The organism is Cognatilysobacter terrigena (assembly GCF_004361065.1).
Lineage (GTDB): Bacteria > Pseudomonadota > Gammaproteobacteria > Xanthomonadales > Xanthomonadaceae > Cognatilysobacter > Cognatilysobacter terrigena.
Genome location: NZ_SELT01000016.1, coordinates 25,188 through 42,058 on the forward strand (window position 1 = coordinate 25,188; position 16,871 = coordinate 42,058).

At 67.8% G+C, this 16,871-nt stretch carries 13 protein-coding genes and 3 tRNA genes; 5 read left to right on the top strand and 11 right to left on the bottom strand.

The genetic code is table 11. The features are described 5' to 3' along the window. The first annotated feature begins 29 nt into the window (after nucleotides 1-29). The 4 genes from EVS83_RS10235 to EVS83_RS10250 are packed head-to-tail and all read left to right on the top strand — an operon-like array spanning nucleotide 30 to nucleotide 4,742. A complete protein-coding gene (locus EVS83_RS10235; protein WP_133500950.1) occupies nucleotides 30-1,109 on the top strand; it encodes a LacI family DNA-binding transcriptional regulator in 1,080 nt (359 codons plus the stop codon). Further along, on the top strand, nucleotides 1,106-2,089 hold the full coding sequence (locus EVS83_RS10240) for a carbohydrate kinase family protein (RefSeq protein WP_133500951.1): 984 nt from the start codon (nucleotides 1,106-1,108) through the stop codon (nucleotides 2,087-2,089). The genes EVS83_RS10235 and EVS83_RS10240 overlap by 4 nt, the downstream gene beginning before the upstream one ends. Then, a complete protein-coding gene (locus tag EVS83_RS10245) occupies nucleotides 2,089-3,324 on the top strand; it encodes an AGE family epimerase/isomerase (protein ID WP_246022866.1) in 1,236 nt (411 codons plus the stop codon). Before EVS83_RS10240 ends, EVS83_RS10245 begins: the two co-directional genes overlap by 1 nt. Next, nucleotides 3,324-4,742, top strand: coding sequence for a glycoside hydrolase family 47 protein (locus EVS83_RS10250; RefSeq protein ID WP_133500953.1), 1,419 nt, complete (start codon nucleotides 3,324-3,326; stop codon nucleotides 4,740-4,742). The genes EVS83_RS10245 and EVS83_RS10250 overlap by 1 nt, the downstream gene beginning before the upstream one ends. 75 nt (nucleotides 4,743-4,817) lie before the next feature. Here the strand turns inward: EVS83_RS10250 and EVS83_RS10255 are convergent, their stop codons facing one another. From EVS83_RS10255 to EVS83_RS10280, 6 genes are all read right to left on the bottom strand, one after another. Beyond that, entirely contained in the window at nucleotides 4,818-6,302 is a 1,485-nt protein-coding gene (locus tag EVS83_RS10255) for an efflux transporter outer membrane subunit (protein WP_133500954.1), read from the bottom strand. Then, the gene (locus tag EVS83_RS10260; protein ID WP_133500955.1) at nucleotides 6,296-7,030 is read right to left on the bottom strand and encodes an SDR family oxidoreductase; all 735 of its coding nucleotides are present in this window, start codon (nucleotides 7,028-7,030) and stop codon (nucleotides 6,296-6,298) included. The genes EVS83_RS10255 and EVS83_RS10260 overlap by 7 nt, the downstream gene beginning before the upstream one ends. Nucleotides 7,031-7,045: 15 nt before the next feature. Then, entirely contained in the window at nucleotides 7,046-10,213 is a 3,168-nt protein-coding gene (locus tag EVS83_RS10265) for an efflux RND transporter permease subunit (protein ID WP_133500956.1), read from the bottom strand. 90 nt (nucleotides 10,214-10,303) lie between these two features. Continuing rightward, complete coding sequence (locus EVS83_RS10270) at nucleotides 10,304-11,476, bottom strand: efflux RND transporter periplasmic adaptor subunit (RefSeq protein ID WP_133500957.1); 1,173 nt, start codon at nucleotides 11,474-11,476, stop codon at nucleotides 10,304-10,306. Further along, complete coding sequence (locus EVS83_RS10275) at nucleotides 11,473-12,267, bottom strand: SDR family NAD(P)-dependent oxidoreductase (protein WP_133500958.1); 795 nt, start codon at nucleotides 12,265-12,267, stop codon at nucleotides 11,473-11,475. Before EVS83_RS10275 ends, EVS83_RS10270 begins: the two co-directional genes overlap by 4 nt. Then, nucleotides 12,264-12,530, bottom strand: a complete 267-nt coding sequence (locus EVS83_RS10280) for a hypothetical protein (protein ID WP_133500959.1) — start codon at nucleotides 12,528-12,530, stop codon at nucleotides 12,264-12,266. Before EVS83_RS10280 ends, EVS83_RS10275 begins: the two co-directional genes overlap by 4 nt. A gap of 151 nt (nucleotides 12,531-12,681) precedes the next feature. On the opposite strand from EVS83_RS10280, the gene EVS83_RS10285 reads away from it, so the two are divergent. Then, nucleotides 12,682-13,695, top strand: a complete 1,014-nt coding sequence (locus EVS83_RS10285; RefSeq protein WP_133500960.1) for a LysR substrate-binding domain-containing protein — start codon at nucleotides 12,682-12,684, stop codon at nucleotides 13,693-13,695. 133 nt (nucleotides 13,696-13,828) lie between these two features. Here EVS83_RS10285 and EVS83_RS10290 read toward each other — a convergent pair. The 5 genes from EVS83_RS10290 to uvrC form a co-directional block, all read right to left on the bottom strand. After that, nucleotides 13,829-13,912: transfer RNA gene (locus tag EVS83_RS10290), tRNA-Leu, on the bottom strand. Between the two features lie 79 nt (nucleotides 13,913-13,991). Then, nucleotides 13,992-14,065, bottom strand: a tRNA-Cys gene (locus tag EVS83_RS10295). A gap of 99 nt (nucleotides 14,066-14,164) precedes the next feature. Then, nucleotides 14,165-14,240, bottom strand: a tRNA-Gly gene (locus EVS83_RS10300). A gap of 67 nt (nucleotides 14,241-14,307) precedes the next feature. Then, nucleotides 14,308-14,883 (bottom strand): CDP-diacylglycerol--glycerol-3-phosphate 3-phosphatidyltransferase, encoded by a 576-nt coding sequence (gene pgsA, locus EVS83_RS10305; protein WP_133500961.1) that lies wholly within the window; start codon nucleotides 14,881-14,883, stop codon nucleotides 14,308-14,310. Nucleotides 14,884-14,886: 3 nt separating this feature from the next. Continuing rightward, nucleotides 14,887-16,782 carry an excinuclease ABC subunit UvrC gene (gene uvrC / locus EVS83_RS10310; protein ID WP_133500962.1) on the bottom strand — a complete coding sequence of 632 codons (1,896 nt, stop codon included), beginning with the start codon at nucleotides 16,780-16,782 and terminating at the stop codon, nucleotides 14,887-14,889. Nucleotides 16,783-16,871: the final 89 nt, after the last annotated feature.

The window sequence follows — 16,871 nt, forward strand, 5'->3', positions numbered from 1 at the left end:
TCGAGGGCGTTTAGAACGATCCAAAGCGGATGCCCGCCAAACCTGCCAGCCCGCCTGCCGCCCCCGTCGACGCCCGCCGTCGCGTCACGCTCGACGACGTGGCGCGCGCCTGCGGCCTGTCGCGCGCGACGGTGTCGCTGGTGCTGCGCGGCAGCCCGTTGGTCAATCCCGACACACGCGCGCGGGTCGAAGCCGAGTTTCGGCGGCAGGGCTACGTCTACCACCGCGGCGCGGCCAATCTGCGGCGCAAGGCGTCGTCGGGCATCGCGCTCGTCATCAACGACCTGTCCAACCCGTTCTTCGCCGAATTCGCGGCAGGCGTCGATGAAGCCCTTGCATCGACCGGGCACGTCACACTGCTCGGCAGCACTGGCGAGTCGGTCGAGCGCCAGCGCGCGGTACTCGCATCGCTGCTGGAACACGATCCGGCCGGAATCATCCTGTCGCCTGCCGAAGGCAGCGACGGCGCGGCCTTGCGACGCCTCGTCGGCATGCGCACCCCTGTGCTCGTGTTCAACCGCGAACTCGACGCCGACGATGGCACCGGCTGGGATTTCCTCGCGCTCGACAACGTTCGCGGCGCGCAACTCGCCACCATCCATCTCCTCGAACGCGGCCATCGCCGCATCGCCTTCTTCGGCGGCCACCGCGATTCGAGTTCGTGCCGCCAGCGTCGCGAGGGTTACCGCCTCGCGCTCGCGCAGGCCGGCATCGAACCGGAGCCACAGTGGCTCGTCGACTGCGCGCCGACGCGCCTCGAAGCCGCGCGCCAGGCGGCTGCGCTGTTCGCGCGCGATCCGGCGCCGACTGCCGCGGTCTGCTACAACGACGCCGTCGCACTCGGGCTGATCGCCGGCCTCGCCGCACTTGGCCGCCGCGCCGGGCAGGACTTCGCCGTCGTCGGCTTCGACGACATTCCCGAAGCCGCGGTCAGCACGCCTCCGCTCACGACGATCGCCGTCGATCCGCGCGCACGCGGTCGGCAGGCGGCCCAACTCGTCCTGCAACGATCGACGACGCCCGACGCCCCGCCGATGCACGTCATCGCGCCGGTCAAGCTGCAGATGCGCGCGAGCAGCGACGTTCGCGTCGACGGGAATCTGCAATGACTCCGCGTGCAGTGGTGTGCTTCGGCGAAGCTCTGGTCGACTTCCTCGCGACACCCTCAGCGGACGGCGGCCCGCGTCGCTTCGTCGAATACGCCGGCGGCGCGCCCGCGAATGTCGCGGTGGCCGTTGCGCGACTGGGCGGCGCGGCGCGCTTCGTCGGGATGCTCGGCGAGGACATGTTCGGCGACATGCTGGTCGAGCAGATGCAGGCGCACGGCGTGGATCTGGCGTACGCGCGGCGCACGGCCGAAGCGAAGACCGCACTCGCCTTCGTGTCGCTCGACGCGCACGGCGAACGCAGCTTCAGCTTCTATCGCCCGCCCGCGGCCGACCTGCTGTTCCGCACCAGCGATTTCGACGACGGCTGCTTCGAGAACGCGGGCGCATTCCATATCTGCTCCAACAGCCTCACGGAGCCCGACATCGCCGCGGCAACGCTCGCCGGATTGAAGCGAGCGCGGACTGCAGGGGTGCTCGTCAGCTTGGACGTGAACCTGCGTCCTTCGTTGTGGCCGGATGACGTCGACCCGACGCCGCGCGTATGGCAAGCACTCGCATTCGCCGACGTCGTAAAGCTGTCGCGCGAGGAGCTCGATTTTCTTTCCGCCAGCGCCGGCGACGAAGGGGCCGTACGCAATCGGCTGTTCGACGCCAACGCGCGCTGCATCGTCGTCACCGATGGCGCAGCACCGGTGCAATGGTGGACACGCAACGACACCGGCACGTTGCCGACCTACCCCGCCGCCGTGATCGACACCACCGGCGCGGGCGATGCATTCGTCGGCGGATGGCTCGCCTCGATGGTAGATCGCGGCGTCGACCCGACGAACCTCGACGCCTTCCTCGCCCACCCGACTCATCTCGCCGACACGCTGCGCTTCGCCGCCGCCTGCGGCGCGCTCGCCACCACGAGACATGGCGCTTTCGCCGCCATGCCGACCCGCACCGAAGCCGATCGCCTGATGCGAGCCCCGACATGATGGCCGACGCCGCCCCGCCCGATTTCCGCAGCGAAGCCTTCCTGCGCGCGCATATCGCGGACACGATGGCGTTCTATCACCCGCGAGCGATCGATCCGGCGGGCGGCTTCTTCCACTACTTCCGCGACGACGGCTCGGTATACGACGCCTCGCATCGCCACCTCGTCAGCAGCACGCGTTTCGTCTTCAACTACGCGATGGCGGCGATCGAGTTCGCCGACGACGCGACGCTGCGGGTCGATTATCTCGACGCCGCGCGCCACGGACTCCGCTACTTGCGGGAGCGGCATCGCGATGACGCGTCGGGCGGTTATGCGTGGACGATCCGCGACGGCGTGCCGGAGGATCGCACGCAGCACGCGTATGGCGTCGCGTTCGTGCTGCTCGCCTACTCGACAGCGCTGAAGGCCGGCATCGAAGAAGCCAAGCCCTGGATCGACGAAACCTGGACGCTTCTCGAAACACGCTTCTGGGACGCCGACGACCGCCTCTATCGCGATGAAGCCGCCGTCGACTGGCAATTCAGCGACTACCGCGGCCAGAACGCGAACATGCACATGTGCGAGGCGATGCTCGCCGCGTACGAAGCGACGCGCGACAGCCGCTACCTCGACCGTGCGCTGCTGCTCGCCGACCGCATGACGCGCGAGCAGGCCGCGAAGGCCGGCGGCCTCGTCTGGGAACACTACGACCGCGACTGGAACGTCGACTGGGATTACAACCGCGACGACCCCAAGCACCTCTTCCGCCCGTGGGGTTTCCAGCCCGGGCACCAGACCGAATGGGCGAAGCTGCTGCTCATCCTCGACCGGCACCTCGGCGAGCGCAGCGATGCGCCGTCGTGGCTGGTGCCGACCGCGCGCCATCTGTTCGACACGGCGTTCGCGCGCAGCTGGGACGAGCAGTACGGCGGCATGGTCTACGGATTCGCGCCCGACGGCGCCGTCTGTGACGACGACAAGTACTTCTGGGTGCAGGCCGAATCGATTGCCGCCGCAGCACGGCTCGCGACGCGCACCGGCTCGACGCCGTACTGGGACCGCTACGACGCGCTCTGGGCCTACGCATGGCGGCACTTCGTCGACCACCGCTACGGCGCGTGGTACCGCATCCTCGATCGACGCAACCGTAAGTACAGCGACGAAAAGAGCCCCGCCGGCAAGACCGACTACCACACCATGGGCGCCTGCCACGACGTGCTGCAGGTGCTGCGCTCGCTTCCGGAGCCCCGCTGATGTCCTACATCGCGCGTTGTGCCCTGCTCATTGCATTGGCGATCGCATCGCCGCTCAGCAGCGCGACGGGTAAGGCCGCGCATGCGGCGTCGAGCGTCACGGGTGCGGAGTCGCTACCGCCGGTCGACGACGCCGAAGCCGCGCACATGGCCGAGCGTGTGAAGGGCGAGTTCCTGCACGCGTGGCGCGGCTATCGCCAGTACGCGTGGGGCCACGACGACCTCAAGCCGCTGAGCAAGGCGCCGCACGACTGGTATGCGTCGTCGCTGCTGATGACGCCCGTCGACGCGCTGGACACGATGCTGCTGATGCATCTCGACGACGAGGCGAAGGACGCCCGCGAGCTGATCGCCACGAAGCTGTCGTTCGACCGCGACATCGACGTCAAGCATTTCGAAGTGGTGATCCGACTGCTCGGCGGCCTGCTGTCGGGCTACGAGATGACCGGCGACGAACGGCTGCTCGGCCTCGCGAACGATCTCGGCACCCGTCTCCTGCCCGCGTTCAAATCACCGACCGGCTTGCCGTACGTCAACGTCAACCTGCGCACCGGTCGCGGCAGTGGCACCGAGACCAATCCGGCCGAAACCGGCACGCTGCTGCTCGAGTACGGCACGCTGAGCCGGCTGACCGGCGACCCGGTGTTCTACGACACGGCCAAGCGCGCGCTGGTCGAGACCTACAAGCGCCGGTCGAAGCTCGACCTCGTCGGCGAGCGCATCGACGTCACCACCGGTGCGTGGACGAACACCGGCAGCCACATCGGCGCACGCATCGATTCGTACTACGAATACCTGTGGAAGTGCTGGAAGCTGTTCGGCGACGAGGACTGCCACCTGATGTGGACGACCAGCGTCGCGGCGGCGAACCGCTACTACGCGGAGGACGTGCATGGAGGGCTCTGGTACGGCCAGGTCGACATGGCGACGGGCAAGCGCACGGGGCACGAGTACGGGTCGCTCGAGGCGTTCTATCCCGGCCTGCTCGCGTATTCCGGCGACATCGACCGCGCGCGACGGCTGCAGCGGTCCTCATTCGCGATGTGGAACCTGCACGGCATCGAGCCCGAGTCCTACGACTACGTCGCGCGCAAGGTCACCTATCCGGGCTATCCGCTGCGGCCCGAGATCGTCGAGTCGACCTGGTACCTGTACCGCACGACCGGCGACCCGAAGTACCGCGCCATGGGCAAGAAGCTGTTCGACGACTTCGTGCGCGCCTGCCGGACCGACGCGGGCTATGCGGCGCTATCGGACGTCACTACGAAGAAGCAGGCCGACGACATGGAAAGCTTCGTCATGGCCGAGACCTTCAAATACTTCTACCTGTTGTTTGCGCCGCGGGACACGCTGGATCTCGACCGCGTGGTGCTCAACACCGAGGCGCATCCGCTGCGACGCGAGCCGATCGCGAAGTAAGGCTTCGCATGGCGGTCGGGCGCATCGAGGCGGCGATTCCATTCGCCTCGTCGATGCACCCGACCGCTTGGTGACTCACTCGCGCGAGCCCGCCGCCGCGATCGACTCCACGTTCACCGCCTGCGGGTCGCGCTTCGTCCGCTCGGCCGCGATGTGCTCCGGCCAGCCTGCGGCGAGCGCGCGGAACACCGCGACGGCCGATTCGCCGCGACGTGCCTGCGCATCCGCGAGCGCGTCCTCGGCCTGCAGACGCACACGGTCCGCATCGAGCACCTCGAGCAGGTTCGACGCGCCCGCGCGGTAGCGAAGTCGCGCCAGTTGCGCAGCGCGCGTGCTGGCCCGCGCGGCGTCGGCCAGGCGATCGGTTTCGACGGCCGTGCGTCCGTGCGTCAGCAACGCGTTCTCGGTGTCTTCGAGGGCGAGCAGCACCGTCTGCTGGTACTGCGCGAGCGCGGCATCGGCGTCCGCACCGGCCGCGCGGATGCGTGCACGCACACGTCCGACGTCGAGGAACGACCAGTCGATGCCGAGCGCGACGAGTCCGGCGCCCTGCCCCGCGGTGAACAGCGCATTGGCCGTGCTGGACCGCGAGCCGAGCAGCGCACCGAGCGTCAGATGCGGAAACAGATCGGCAGTGGCCACGCCGACGCGCGCCGTCGCCGCATGCAGTCGGTACTCGGCCGCCGCCACATCGGGGCGACGACGCAATACCGAGGCCGGCGTCTCGCCGTCGACTGAGGCGCGAATGGCGGGGATCGGCGAAGGCGTCGCCAGGGTCGCGATCAGCGCGTCGGGCGTACGGCCGGTCAGCACCGCGAGCCGGTGCATTGCGATGCCCTCCGCGGCTTCCAGCGCTGGGATGCGGGCCTGCGTCGAGTCGAGCAGCGCACGTGCGCGTTCGAGGTCGAAGTCGGTGTCGCGTCCGGCCTTGGCGCGCACGTCGACCAGGCGCAACGTCTCCGCCTGGTTGTCCACGTTGTCGTGCGCCACGCGCAGCCGCGTCTGCAATCCGCGCAGTTCGACATACGTGCGCACGACCTCGGCGACGATGCTCACCTGCAGCGCATCGTGATCCGCGGCGGCGGCCCAGGCGTCGGAGCGCTGCGCTTCGACGTCGCGACGCACGCGGCCGAACAGGTCGAGTTCCCAGCTGGCGACAGCGGCCGCCTGGAAGCTCTTGGTGGTGCGGTCGCCGTTCACCGCTTCCTCGGCGGGTACGTGCGTTTCGCGCGCATCGCCCTGCAACCGGATCGTCGGCAGCTGGTCGAAGCGCGCACCGCGAAGCAGCGCGTTCGCACGGTCGTAGTTGGCGAGCGCGGCGCGCAGATCATTGTTGGCGGCGAGCGCGTCGTCGACCAGCGTGTCGAGAACCGGGTCACCGACCTGCCGCCAGAACTCGCGCATGTCGCCGGGCGACGTGGGCTGCGTCGCCGGGTCGATCGCGTCCTGCCGCGCGAACGCGGCAGGCACCGGCGTATCCGGCTTCACGAAGTCCGGCCCGACCGCGCATCCCGTCAACGCCGCGATGGTCGCGGCGAGCAGAAGCGGCTTGATTACCACGGCAGCACCTCGCCGAGGTGATGGAAACCGCCGTTCGGGCCGTCCGCACCGAGCAGCGCCATCTCGACGCTGGTGCGCGCGCCCGTCTGCACGTCGAGTTCGCCCTGCGAATTCATGTCGGTCTTGACCGAACCCGGATGCACCGCGTTGACCTTGATCGCCGTGTCGCGCAGTTCGTGTGCCAGGTGGACGGTCCATGCGTTGAGCGCGCTCTTGGAGGCGTCGTACGCCGGCATCTTGAAGTCGAAGATTGGCGACGCCGGATCGGTGTGCGACGTCAGCGAGCCGAGCAAGCTCGACACGTTGACGATGCGTGCGGCCGGCGCGGCGCGAAGCAGCGGAAGGAACGCCTGCGTCGTCGCGATGACGCCGAACAGGTTGGTGTCGAACGTCTCCCGCCACGTGCGCAGCGACTGCTGCGACGGCGGCAGGCTGAAGTCGTCGATGAACACGCCGGCGTTGTTCACCAGCACGTCGAGATGGCCGTACTTGTCGGCGACCTCCTGCGCGGCCTTGCGGATACTGTCGGCGTTGGTGACGTCGAGTTCGATGGCGTCGACGGACAGGCCGTCGGCCTTGAACGGCAGCGCGGCGGCGACGGCGCGCGGGTGATCGCGACCGGCGAGCAGGACGTGCAGCCCTTCGCTCGCGAGCTGGCGGACGGTTTCGAGACCGAGGCCGCGGGTGGCGCCGGTGACGAGGGCGATGCGGGTGTTGGAAGCGGTCATGTCGGTTCTCCAGGATCAGGCGGGAAGAGGTTCTGCGTCGATCGCTTCGGCGGCGGGCGCGGCATCGCGCGTCACGAGCTTGCGCAGGGCGACGTAGAACACGGGGGTGAGGAACAGGCCGAACAGGGTGACGCCGAGCATTCCGGCGAAGACGGTGATGCCCGTCGCGCCGCGCACCTCTGCGCCCGCGCCGTGCGAGAGCACGAGCGGCACGGTGCCGGCGATGAAAGCGATCGACGTCATGACGATCGGACGCAGGCGCAGGCGGCAGGCTTCCAGCGCAGCCTGCACGATGCCGCGGCCCTGCAGTTCGAGCTCGCGGGCGAACTCGACGATCAGGATCGCGTTCTTGCACGCAAGGCCCATCAGCACGACGAGGCCGACCTGGACGAACACGTTGTTGTCGCCGTGCGCGAGCCAGACACCGACCAGCGCGGACAGCAGCGTCATCGGCACGATCAGGATCACCGCGAGGGGGAGCGTCCAGCTCTCGTAGAGCGCGGCGAGCACGAGGAACGCGAGCAGCACGGCGAGCGGGAACACGACGAGCGCGGCATTGCCCTGGCTCGCCTGCTGGTAGCTCAGGTCGGTCCACTCGATGTCCATGCCGTGCGGCAGCACCTTGCCGGCGAGCGCGGCCATCGTGTCCATCGCCTGCGCCGACGACAGCACGCGCGGATCGGCTTCACCCGCGAGGTCCGCGGCCGGATAACCGTTGTAGCGCAGCACCGGATCCGGGCCGTATGTCTGGTGCACGGTCACCATCGAACCAACGGGCACCATCTCGCCGCGGACGTTGCGCGTGCGCAGGTTGGCGATGTCCTCGACGCTGTCGCGGAACGGCGCATCGGCCTGCGCGATGACCTGCCAGGTGCGACCGAACTGGTTGAAGTCGTTGACGTAGGCGCTGCCGAGGTAGGTCTGCAACGTGTCGAACAGTTCGGTGAGCGGCACGCCCTGCGCCTTCGCCTTGACGCGATCCACGTCGGCATCGAGCTGCGGCACGTTGGCCTGGTAGCTCGTGATCGGGAAGCTCATGCCCTTGGTCTGCGACACGGCGCCCTGCAGCGACTGCACCGCGTTCTGCAGCGTGCCGTAGCCGGCGCCCGAGCGGTCCTCGACGAACAGCTGGTAGCCGTTGCCGTTACCGAGGCCGAGGATCGGCGGCGGCATCATCGAGAAGGTGAAGCCTTCCTGCAGGCCGGCGATCTTCTGGTTGATCTCCGCGTTGATGTCGGCCGCCGAGCGGTGTCGCTTGCCGAACGGCTCCAGCGACAGGAACGCCACGCCCGTGTTCGGCGTATTGGTGAACTGCAGGGCGTTGAGGCCGGGGAAGCTGATCGTGTGTTCGACGCCTTCGACGTGCGAGGCGATGTCCGTCACCTTGCGCAGCAGCGCGTCGGTGCGCTCGATCGACGCGCCTTCCGGCAGTTTCACGCCCGCGATCAGGTAGCCCTTGTCCTGCGTCGGGATGAATCCCGGCGGCACCGTCTTGAACATCAGGCCGGTCGCGACCAGCAGCACCGCGTACACCACGAACACCGCGCCGCGACGGCCGAGCGCCTTCGACACCGCGCCCTGGTAGCGCGACGAGCTGGTATTGAAGAAGCGATTGAACGGGCGGAACAGCCAGCCGAACAGGCGGTCGATCAGGCGCGTCGGCGCATCCTTGGCCGCGCCATGCGGCTTGAGCAGGCGCGCGGCGAGCGCCGGCGACAGCGTCAGCGAGTTGATCGCCGAGATCACCGTCGAGATGGCGATCGTCACCGCGAACTGCTTGTAGAACTGCCCGGTCACGCCCGACAGGAACGCCATCGGAACGAACACCGCGCACAGCACCAGCGCAATCGCGATGATCGGCCCGGAGACTTCCTTCATCGCCTGGTGCGCTGCCGCGAGCGGGCTCAGGCCTTCTTCGATGTTGCGCTCGACGTTCTCGACCACGACGATCGCGTCGTCCACGACGATGCCGATCGCGAGCACGAGGCCGAACAGCGTCAGCGTATTGATCGAGAAGCCGAGCAGGTGCAGCGCCGCGAACGTGCCGACCACCGACACGGGCACCGCAATCAGCGGAATGATCGACGCACGCCAGGTCTGCAGGAACAGGATGACGACCAGCACGACGAGCGCGACGGCTTCGAGCAGCGTGGACACCACCGCCTTGATCGAATCGCGCACGAAGACGGTCGTGTCGTAGACCGAGCGGTACTCGATGCCGGACGGGAACGTCTTCGCGAGCCCGTCCATCTTCGCGATCACCTGATCGCGGATGTCGAGCGCATTCGCACCCGGCGCCTGGAAGATGCCGATGGCGACCGCGTTCTTTCCGTCGAGCTGCGAGCGCAGCGTGTAGTCGCCGGCACCGAGTTCGATGCGCGCGACGTCGGCCAGACGCACCAGTTCGCCGTCCTCGCCGTTCTTCAGCACGATGTCGCCGAACTCCTCCTCGGTCGACAGGCGACCGCGCGCATTGATCAGCGTCAGGAAATCACTGTTCGGCATCGGCTCGGCGCCAATCTGGCCGGCAGAGACCTGCACGTTCTGCTCGCGCATCGCACGCACGGCGTCGCCTGCGGTCAGTCCGCGCGACGCGAGCTTGTCGGGATCGAGCCACACCCGCATCGCGTAGTCGCCGCCGCCGAAGATCTGCGCATCGCCGACGCCGCGCACCTTCGCCAGCTCGTCCTTGACGTGCAGCCGCGCGTAATTGCGCAGGTAGAGCGAGTCGTACTTGCCATCGGGCGAGACGAGGTGCACGACCATCAGGAACGTCGGCGACTGCTTCTGCGTCGTCACGCCCTGGCGGCGCACATCCTCTGGCAGACGCGCGAGCGCCTGGCTCACGCGGTTCTGCACCTTCACCGCCGCCTCGTCCGGATCCGTGCCGGGACGGAACGTCACCGTCATCTGCAGCACGCCGTCCGAACCGGCGACGGACTTGACGTACATCATGTCCTCGACGCCGTTGATCGCTTCCTCGAGCGGCGTCGCGACGGTTTCGGCGATGACTTTCGGGTTCGCGCCCGGATACACCGTGCGCACCACCACGGACGGCGGCACGACCTCCGGGTATTCACCGATGGGCAGCAGCGGGATCGCGATCAGGCCCGCGGCGAAGATGATGATCGACAGCACCGCGGCGAAGATCGGGCGGTCGATGAAGAAGCGTGAGAAGTCCATGCGTGGGTTCCTTGGCGGAAATCCGGGCCGAGGGGCCCCGCGCCTGCGCGGTTTCGCGCAAGCGGCGGGTGGAACGACGGAACGAAAACGTCAGCGGGCGGCGAGCGCCGGCGACGGCGGCGGTGCACCCATCGCGATCGGCTTGGGCACCACCGGCATGCCGGGGAAGAACACCTTCTGCACGCCGTGCACGATCACGCGGTCATCGGGCTTCAAACCCGAGGTCACCACGCGGAGGCCATCGACGACGCGACCAACCGTGATGTCCTTGCGCGTCGCCGCGTTGTGCGGGCCGAGCACGTAGACGTACTTGCGGTCCTGGTCGGTGAGCACCGCCTTGTCGTCGACCAGCATCGCGTTCTGCGTCGCACCGCCCTGCAGCTGCACGCGGGCGAACATGCCGGGCGTGAATCGGCGGTCGGGATTCTCGACGACGGCGCGCGCGCGGATCGAACCGGTCTGCGGGTCGACCTGGTTGTCGACGAAGTCGAGCTTGGCCTCGTGCGGATAGCCGGTTTCGTCGGCGAGCGCGACGCGCACGGTGTTCTGCGCACCGCCCTGCCCCTCGCGCTCGAGGCGCTTGTAGCGCAGGAACGCCTGCTCATCGGCATCGAAGTAGACGTACATCGGGTCGACGGAGACGACCGTCGTCAGGAGCGTCGAATCCGCCTGTGCGAGGTTGCCGCGAGTGACGAGCGCGCGTCCGACGCGGCCCGACACCGGCGCGCGGACCTGGGTGTACTGGAGCTCGAGTCGCGCGGCTTCCACCGCGGCTTCGGCGGCGCGCACCGCGGCTGAGCCCTGCGCATTCGCGGCGCGACGGCTTTCGAATTCCTCGCGCGAAATCGCCTGTGCTTCGACCAGCGTGGCGGCGCGGCGGTCCTGCGCCTGTGCGAGGCGCGCTTCACTCTTCGCGCGTTCGAGTTCGGCGACGGCGCGGTCGAGGTTGGCCTTGAAGCGACGCGGATCGATCACGAACAGCAAGTCGCCCTTGCGCACTTCCTGCCCTTCGGCGAACGCGACGCGATCGATGTAACCACTCACGCGCGGTCGCAGTTCGACAGTGTCGACGGCCGACACACGGCCGGTGAAGTCGTCCCACTGCCCGACAGGTTTCGACAGCACCTGGGCGACGCTCACCTCGGGCGGCGGCGGCATGGCGGCCGAGGGCTCGGCTTGGCTGCTGCAGCCTGCGGCGACGAGCAGCGTGGGGATGGCGAGCGCCAGCGCAGCGCCTCGCGAAAACAGGTTCATTCGGCTCATCGATCGAAGTCCTTGGGCAGATGAGAGGTCAGTGATTCAAGAAGAACGCGCGCGTCGGCGATATCCGGATCCCGCGGTGGGGCCGCACGCGGACGCGAACGGGGTGTCGTGTCGAAATCGATGACGGGCGCCACCAGGACGCCACGCGGCGCGGTCGCGAGCGCGACCGCCTTCTGGCCGATCGCCTGCACGCGCGGCCACTGCGGGCAGGCGTGCGCGGCGTTGACATCCGTGCGTGCCGGCGCGGCAACGTCGAGCAGTTGCACGCGCACGCCCGTCGGCAGCGCTTCCTCGTGCAGCACGCGCACGAGCATGCGCAGCGCGGCGGCGGCGACCGAGCGATGGCCGTAACCGGCCCATGGCGTCGTGCTGCCGGGACCGCCGACGACGACGTAGCGCACGCCCGTCGACTGCTCGGCCAGCCACGGCAGCAACTGGCGCGCGGCCGCGATGTGCGGGGCGACGTCTTCGTCGATTCGCCGATGCAGCGCGTCCAGGCCGTTGTCGAGGATGCGGCCGCGATCCGAACCGCCCTTGAGCGCGACGATCACGCCGTCGATGGGTCGACCCAGCCGACGCAGTTGCGCCACGAGCTTGGCGGCACCGCGCTCGGTCGAGACCGACGCGCGCACCACCGTGAGGTCGGCGTCCGGATGCCGCGACTCCAGCGCCTTGAGACCGCTGCAGCCCCGGGCCACGGCGACTACCGCACGGCCGGCCTCGACCGCGGCTTCTACCACCGCGCGGCCCACCGTTCCGGTGGCGCCCAGCACGAGCAGCGCGCCCGTCATTGTCCCGCCCCCGGGACTTTCCAGCCCGCATTCGGGACGATCGCGCGATGCGGCCAGCGCACGCCCGACCCGGCGACCACCGCAGCGACGGCAAGGCCCAGCGGGAGGAACACCGCGAAACCGACGGCCCAGCCGAACAAGACGAGCCCACCGTGCAGGCCCGCGACGTGGCGGATCAGCGTCCCGCCGAGCATCAGCACGGCCAGCGCGCCGACCAGCACGAGGGCGGTCGTCAGCAGTCGGAAGGTGGATGGGGCGGTCATGGCGCAACACTCGGATCAGAGGCTGCGCAGGCTAGACCTCCCCCGCCCATTTGATTAGCCACGACTTCGGGGAAAAATTATCCCGAAATCGGGATAGTCGCCGGCCCGACGCCGTGCCATCCTGCACACCCCGGAACCCTGGAGCCGCCGCATGTCCCGCGATCTCAACGACACGCTGGTCTTCGTGAAGGTGGTCGAGCACGGCAGCTTCATCTCCGCCGCGCGTGCGCTGCGACTGCCCAAAACCACCGTCAGCCGCAAGGTGCAGGACCTCGAGACGCGCCTGGGCGCGCAGCTGCTCCATCGCACGACGCGCAAGCTCGGCCTCACCGAAGCCGGCAACGTCTACTTCGAACATTGCCAACGCATCGCACGCGAACTCGACGAAGCCGAGAGCGCGGTGAGCCAGTTGCAGGACGGCCCGCGCGGCTGGCTGCGCGTCACCGCGCCCTACTCGATCGGCATCAACTGGATCGCGCCGCTGCTCGGCGAGTTCCATGCGCAACATCCGGAGGTGCGCGTCGAGATGATTCTCACCAACGAATCGCTCGACCTCATCGACAAGGAGATCGACGTCGCGCTGCGCGTCGGTAACCTGCCGGATTCGAATCTCGTCGCGCGCAAGCTCGCGTCCTTCCGCTCGCAGGTGTACGCGAGTCCGACGTACATCGAGCGACACGGCGAGCCGGTGCATCCGGACGACCTGCAGCACCACCGCGCGCTCACGTTCTCCAAGTTCCGTCGCAACGGCACCTACATCTGGCCGTTGTCCGATGGCGAGCGCAGTGTCGAATACCGCGTGGACCCGGTGCTCGTGGCGAACGATCCCGGCTTTCTCACGGGCGCGCTGCTGTGCGGCGAAGGCCTGATGCTGTCCAGCGACATCACCATCAAGGGCTTCGTCGAGCAGGGCCTCGTCCGGCATGTCCTCGCCGGTTGGACGGGTCCGGAATACGACTGCAGCGCGGTGTTTCCGAAAGGCCGGGTGCAGTCGCCGAAGATCCGCGCGTTCGTCGACTTCCTCGTCGAGCGCCTGAGCTTCGATGCGGATTACATGCAGATGTCGTGTCCGAACCGGAAGGGTTGCACGATGCAGACCGAGGAGGCTTCGGTCGAGTCGGAGATCGAGCAGGTCGTCGAGTTGCCGACGCTTGAAGTCGCGTGACCGAGGGTGCGTCTCGAGGTTCGCGTGTTGCTCGTATCGAGCAATGGTCCGACTGGACCGCTTCGCAACGTACGCTTAGCGCAGACGCCGTCAAACGGCGACGTTGTCCTCACGCACGTCGCAGCGCGCTGCGTGGTGCCCGGAGCGGGACTCGAACCCGCACGACATAGTCGGGGGATTTTAAGTCCCCTGCGTCTACCGGTTTCGCCATCCGGGCGTGAACCGCGCATAGCTTACGTCCGACGCGCGCGACGCGGAAAAAGAAAAGCCCCGCATCGCTGCGGGGCTTTTCGAACTGGAGGCCGAGGTCGGAATTGAACCGGCGTACGCGGATTTGCAGTCCGCTGCATAACCACTCTGCCACCCGGCCGGGAGGCGTCAGGGCACTATCGAAGCGTGCTCCTGAAAAGACAAGACCCCGCGAGCGGGGTCTGGTCGGACGGTTCCGATGCACTGGCCCCGATGAATCTGGAGCGGGAAACGAGACTCGAACTCGCGACCCCGACCTTGGCAAGGTCGTGCTCTACCAACTGAGCTATTCCCGCGGAACAGGCTGCGCATTTTACGGGTGCAGCCGGCCGTGTCAACACCTGAATCGCGACATGAACACGCTCATGCAGCGCCCGTGTGCGCGTCCTTCATGAGTACGGGCCACGCCGCGCGCAGGTAAGCCCATCCCGACCACAACGTCAGGATCGCCGCGGCCGCGAGCAGCCATTCACCGATGGAGAAGATCGGCAGGCCGAAGAACTTCGCCTGGTAGAGCAGGCACTCGAGCGCGACCATCTGCACGATCGTCTTGATCTTGCCGATCGCCGCCACCTTCACCTTCTTGCGCTGGCCGAGCTCGGCCATCCATTCGCGCAACGCGGACACCGCGATCTCGCGACCGATGATCACCGCGGCCCACAGCGCCATCCATTTCGTCGGATGCACCTGCACGATCAGCAGAAGCGCGACCGCCACCATCAGCTTGTCCGCCACTGGATCGAGAAACGCGCCGAACGCCGAATACTGGTTGTACGCGCGTGCGATCCAGCCATCGAGCCAGTCGGTGATCGATGCGATCGCGAACACCGCCGCGGCGGCAAAATTCGTCCACGTGTACGGCAGATAGAAGACGAGCACGAGCACCGGGATCAGCACGATCCGCAGCAGCGTGAGAATGGTCGGAACGGTGATGCGCATGCCCTACTCCGCGCCGCCGGACGGCGCCAACCCGTGGAGGGTGTCATAGATCCGTTGGGCGAGGGCTTCATTCACGCCCTCGACGCGCGCGATTTCCTCGACACCCGCTGCCTTCAGTCCGCCGAGCCCGCCGAAATGCTTGAGAAGCGCGGCGCGGCGGCGCGGCCCGATTCCCGGAATATCCTCCAGACGACTGGTCGTGCGGGCCTTCTGCCGCTTGCCGCGATGGCCGGTGATGGCGAAACGGTGCGCTTCGTCACGTACCTGCTGGACCAGCTGCAGCGCCGGCGACTGTGCGCCCGGATGAACCGTTCGGCCGTCCGGCAGCAGCAGATCCTCGTCGCCGGGCCGGCGTTCCGGGCCCTTCGCGACACCGACGATGCGCACGCCTTCGACACCCAGCTCGTCGAGCACCGCCTTCGCCTGCGCGACCTGCCCGGCGCCGCCGTCGATGAGCAGCACATCCGGAAGCACCGCGGCCGACGCTTTCGCAGCTCGATCCACTACAGCGACATCCGCATCGGCGGCATCACGTGCATCCACCGCGCGCTTGAAGCGACGGAACAGCGCCTGGTGCATCGCTGCATAGTCGTCGCCGGGCGTGATGCCGGTGATGTTGTAGCGACGGTACTGCCCCCGACACGCGCCTTCCGCATCGAACACGACGCAGGACGCGACCGTCGCCTCGCCCATCGTGTGCGAGATGTCGAAGCATTCGATGCGGTTCGGAATGTCCGTCATCGAGAGCAGGTCGCGCAGAGATTCGACGCGCGCACGCTGCGCCGCCGCGCTCGTCATTTCCGAGGCCAGCGCCATCTGTGCATTGCGACGCGCGATGTCGAGGTAACCGGCGCGCTCGCCACGCACGCTGCAGCGGATCTGCACCTTGCGCTCGCTCGAAAGCGCGAACGCCTGCTCCAACAGTTCGCGGTCGGGGATGTCGCGATCGATCACGATCTCGCGTGGCGGCGTCTTGTCGATGTAGTGCTGCGAGACGAAGGCGCCCAACACCTCATCGGGTTGGTCGCTGCCGTTAGTCCTCGGGAAAAACGCACGCGTGCCGAGGTTGCGGCCGTCGCGGAACGCCATCAGCACGACGCAGGCATTCGCGCCCTGCATGGCGATCGCCAGCACGTCGAGATCCGCGGCACGGCCATCGACGTACTGTCGCGCCTGCAGCGTACGGATCGATGCGACGAGGTCGCGCAAGCGCGCCGCTTCCTCGAAGTCGAGGTTCATGCTCGCCTGCTCCATGCCGCGTCCGAGCTCGTTGGTGAGTTCGTCGCTGCGCCCTTCCAGCATCATCGACGCCCGCCGCACGCTCTGCGCGTAGTCCTCGTTGGAGATCAGGTGCACGCACGGCGCGCTGCAGCGGCCGATCTGGAACTGCAGGCACGGCCGCGAGCGGTTGCGGAAGACGGTGTCCTCGCAGCTGCGCAGCTTGAACAGCTTGTGCATGAGGTTGAGCGTCTCGCGCACCGCACCGACGCTCGCATACGGCCCGAAGTACTTGCCCTGCACCGCGCGCGGGCCGCGATGTACCGCGATGCGCGGATAGTCCTCGCTGGTGAGCAGCACGTACGGATAGCTCTTGTCGTCGCGCAGCAGTACGTTGTAACGCGGCTTCAGCGACTTGATGAGCTCGTTCTCGAGGATCAGCGCCTCCGCCTCGGTGCGCGTCGCCGTCACCTCGATGCGCGCGATCTGCGACACCATCGAGGCGATGCGCGCCGACTTCGGTGTGTTGTTGAAGTAGCTAGAGACGCGATTCTTCAGCGCGCTCGCCTTGCCGACGTAGAGCACGCTGTCGTCCGCACCGATCATCCGGTAGACGCCGGGCGCGGTGCTGAGGTTGCGGACGAAGTCCTTGGCGTCGAAAGCGGGCGTGGACGGTTTCATCGTCCGGGAAGCTCCGCCCCGCGCGTACGGCGTCGGAACATGCGGGGGATCGGCATCAGCGCGAGATGGGGCCTATTATCCGGCAGGCA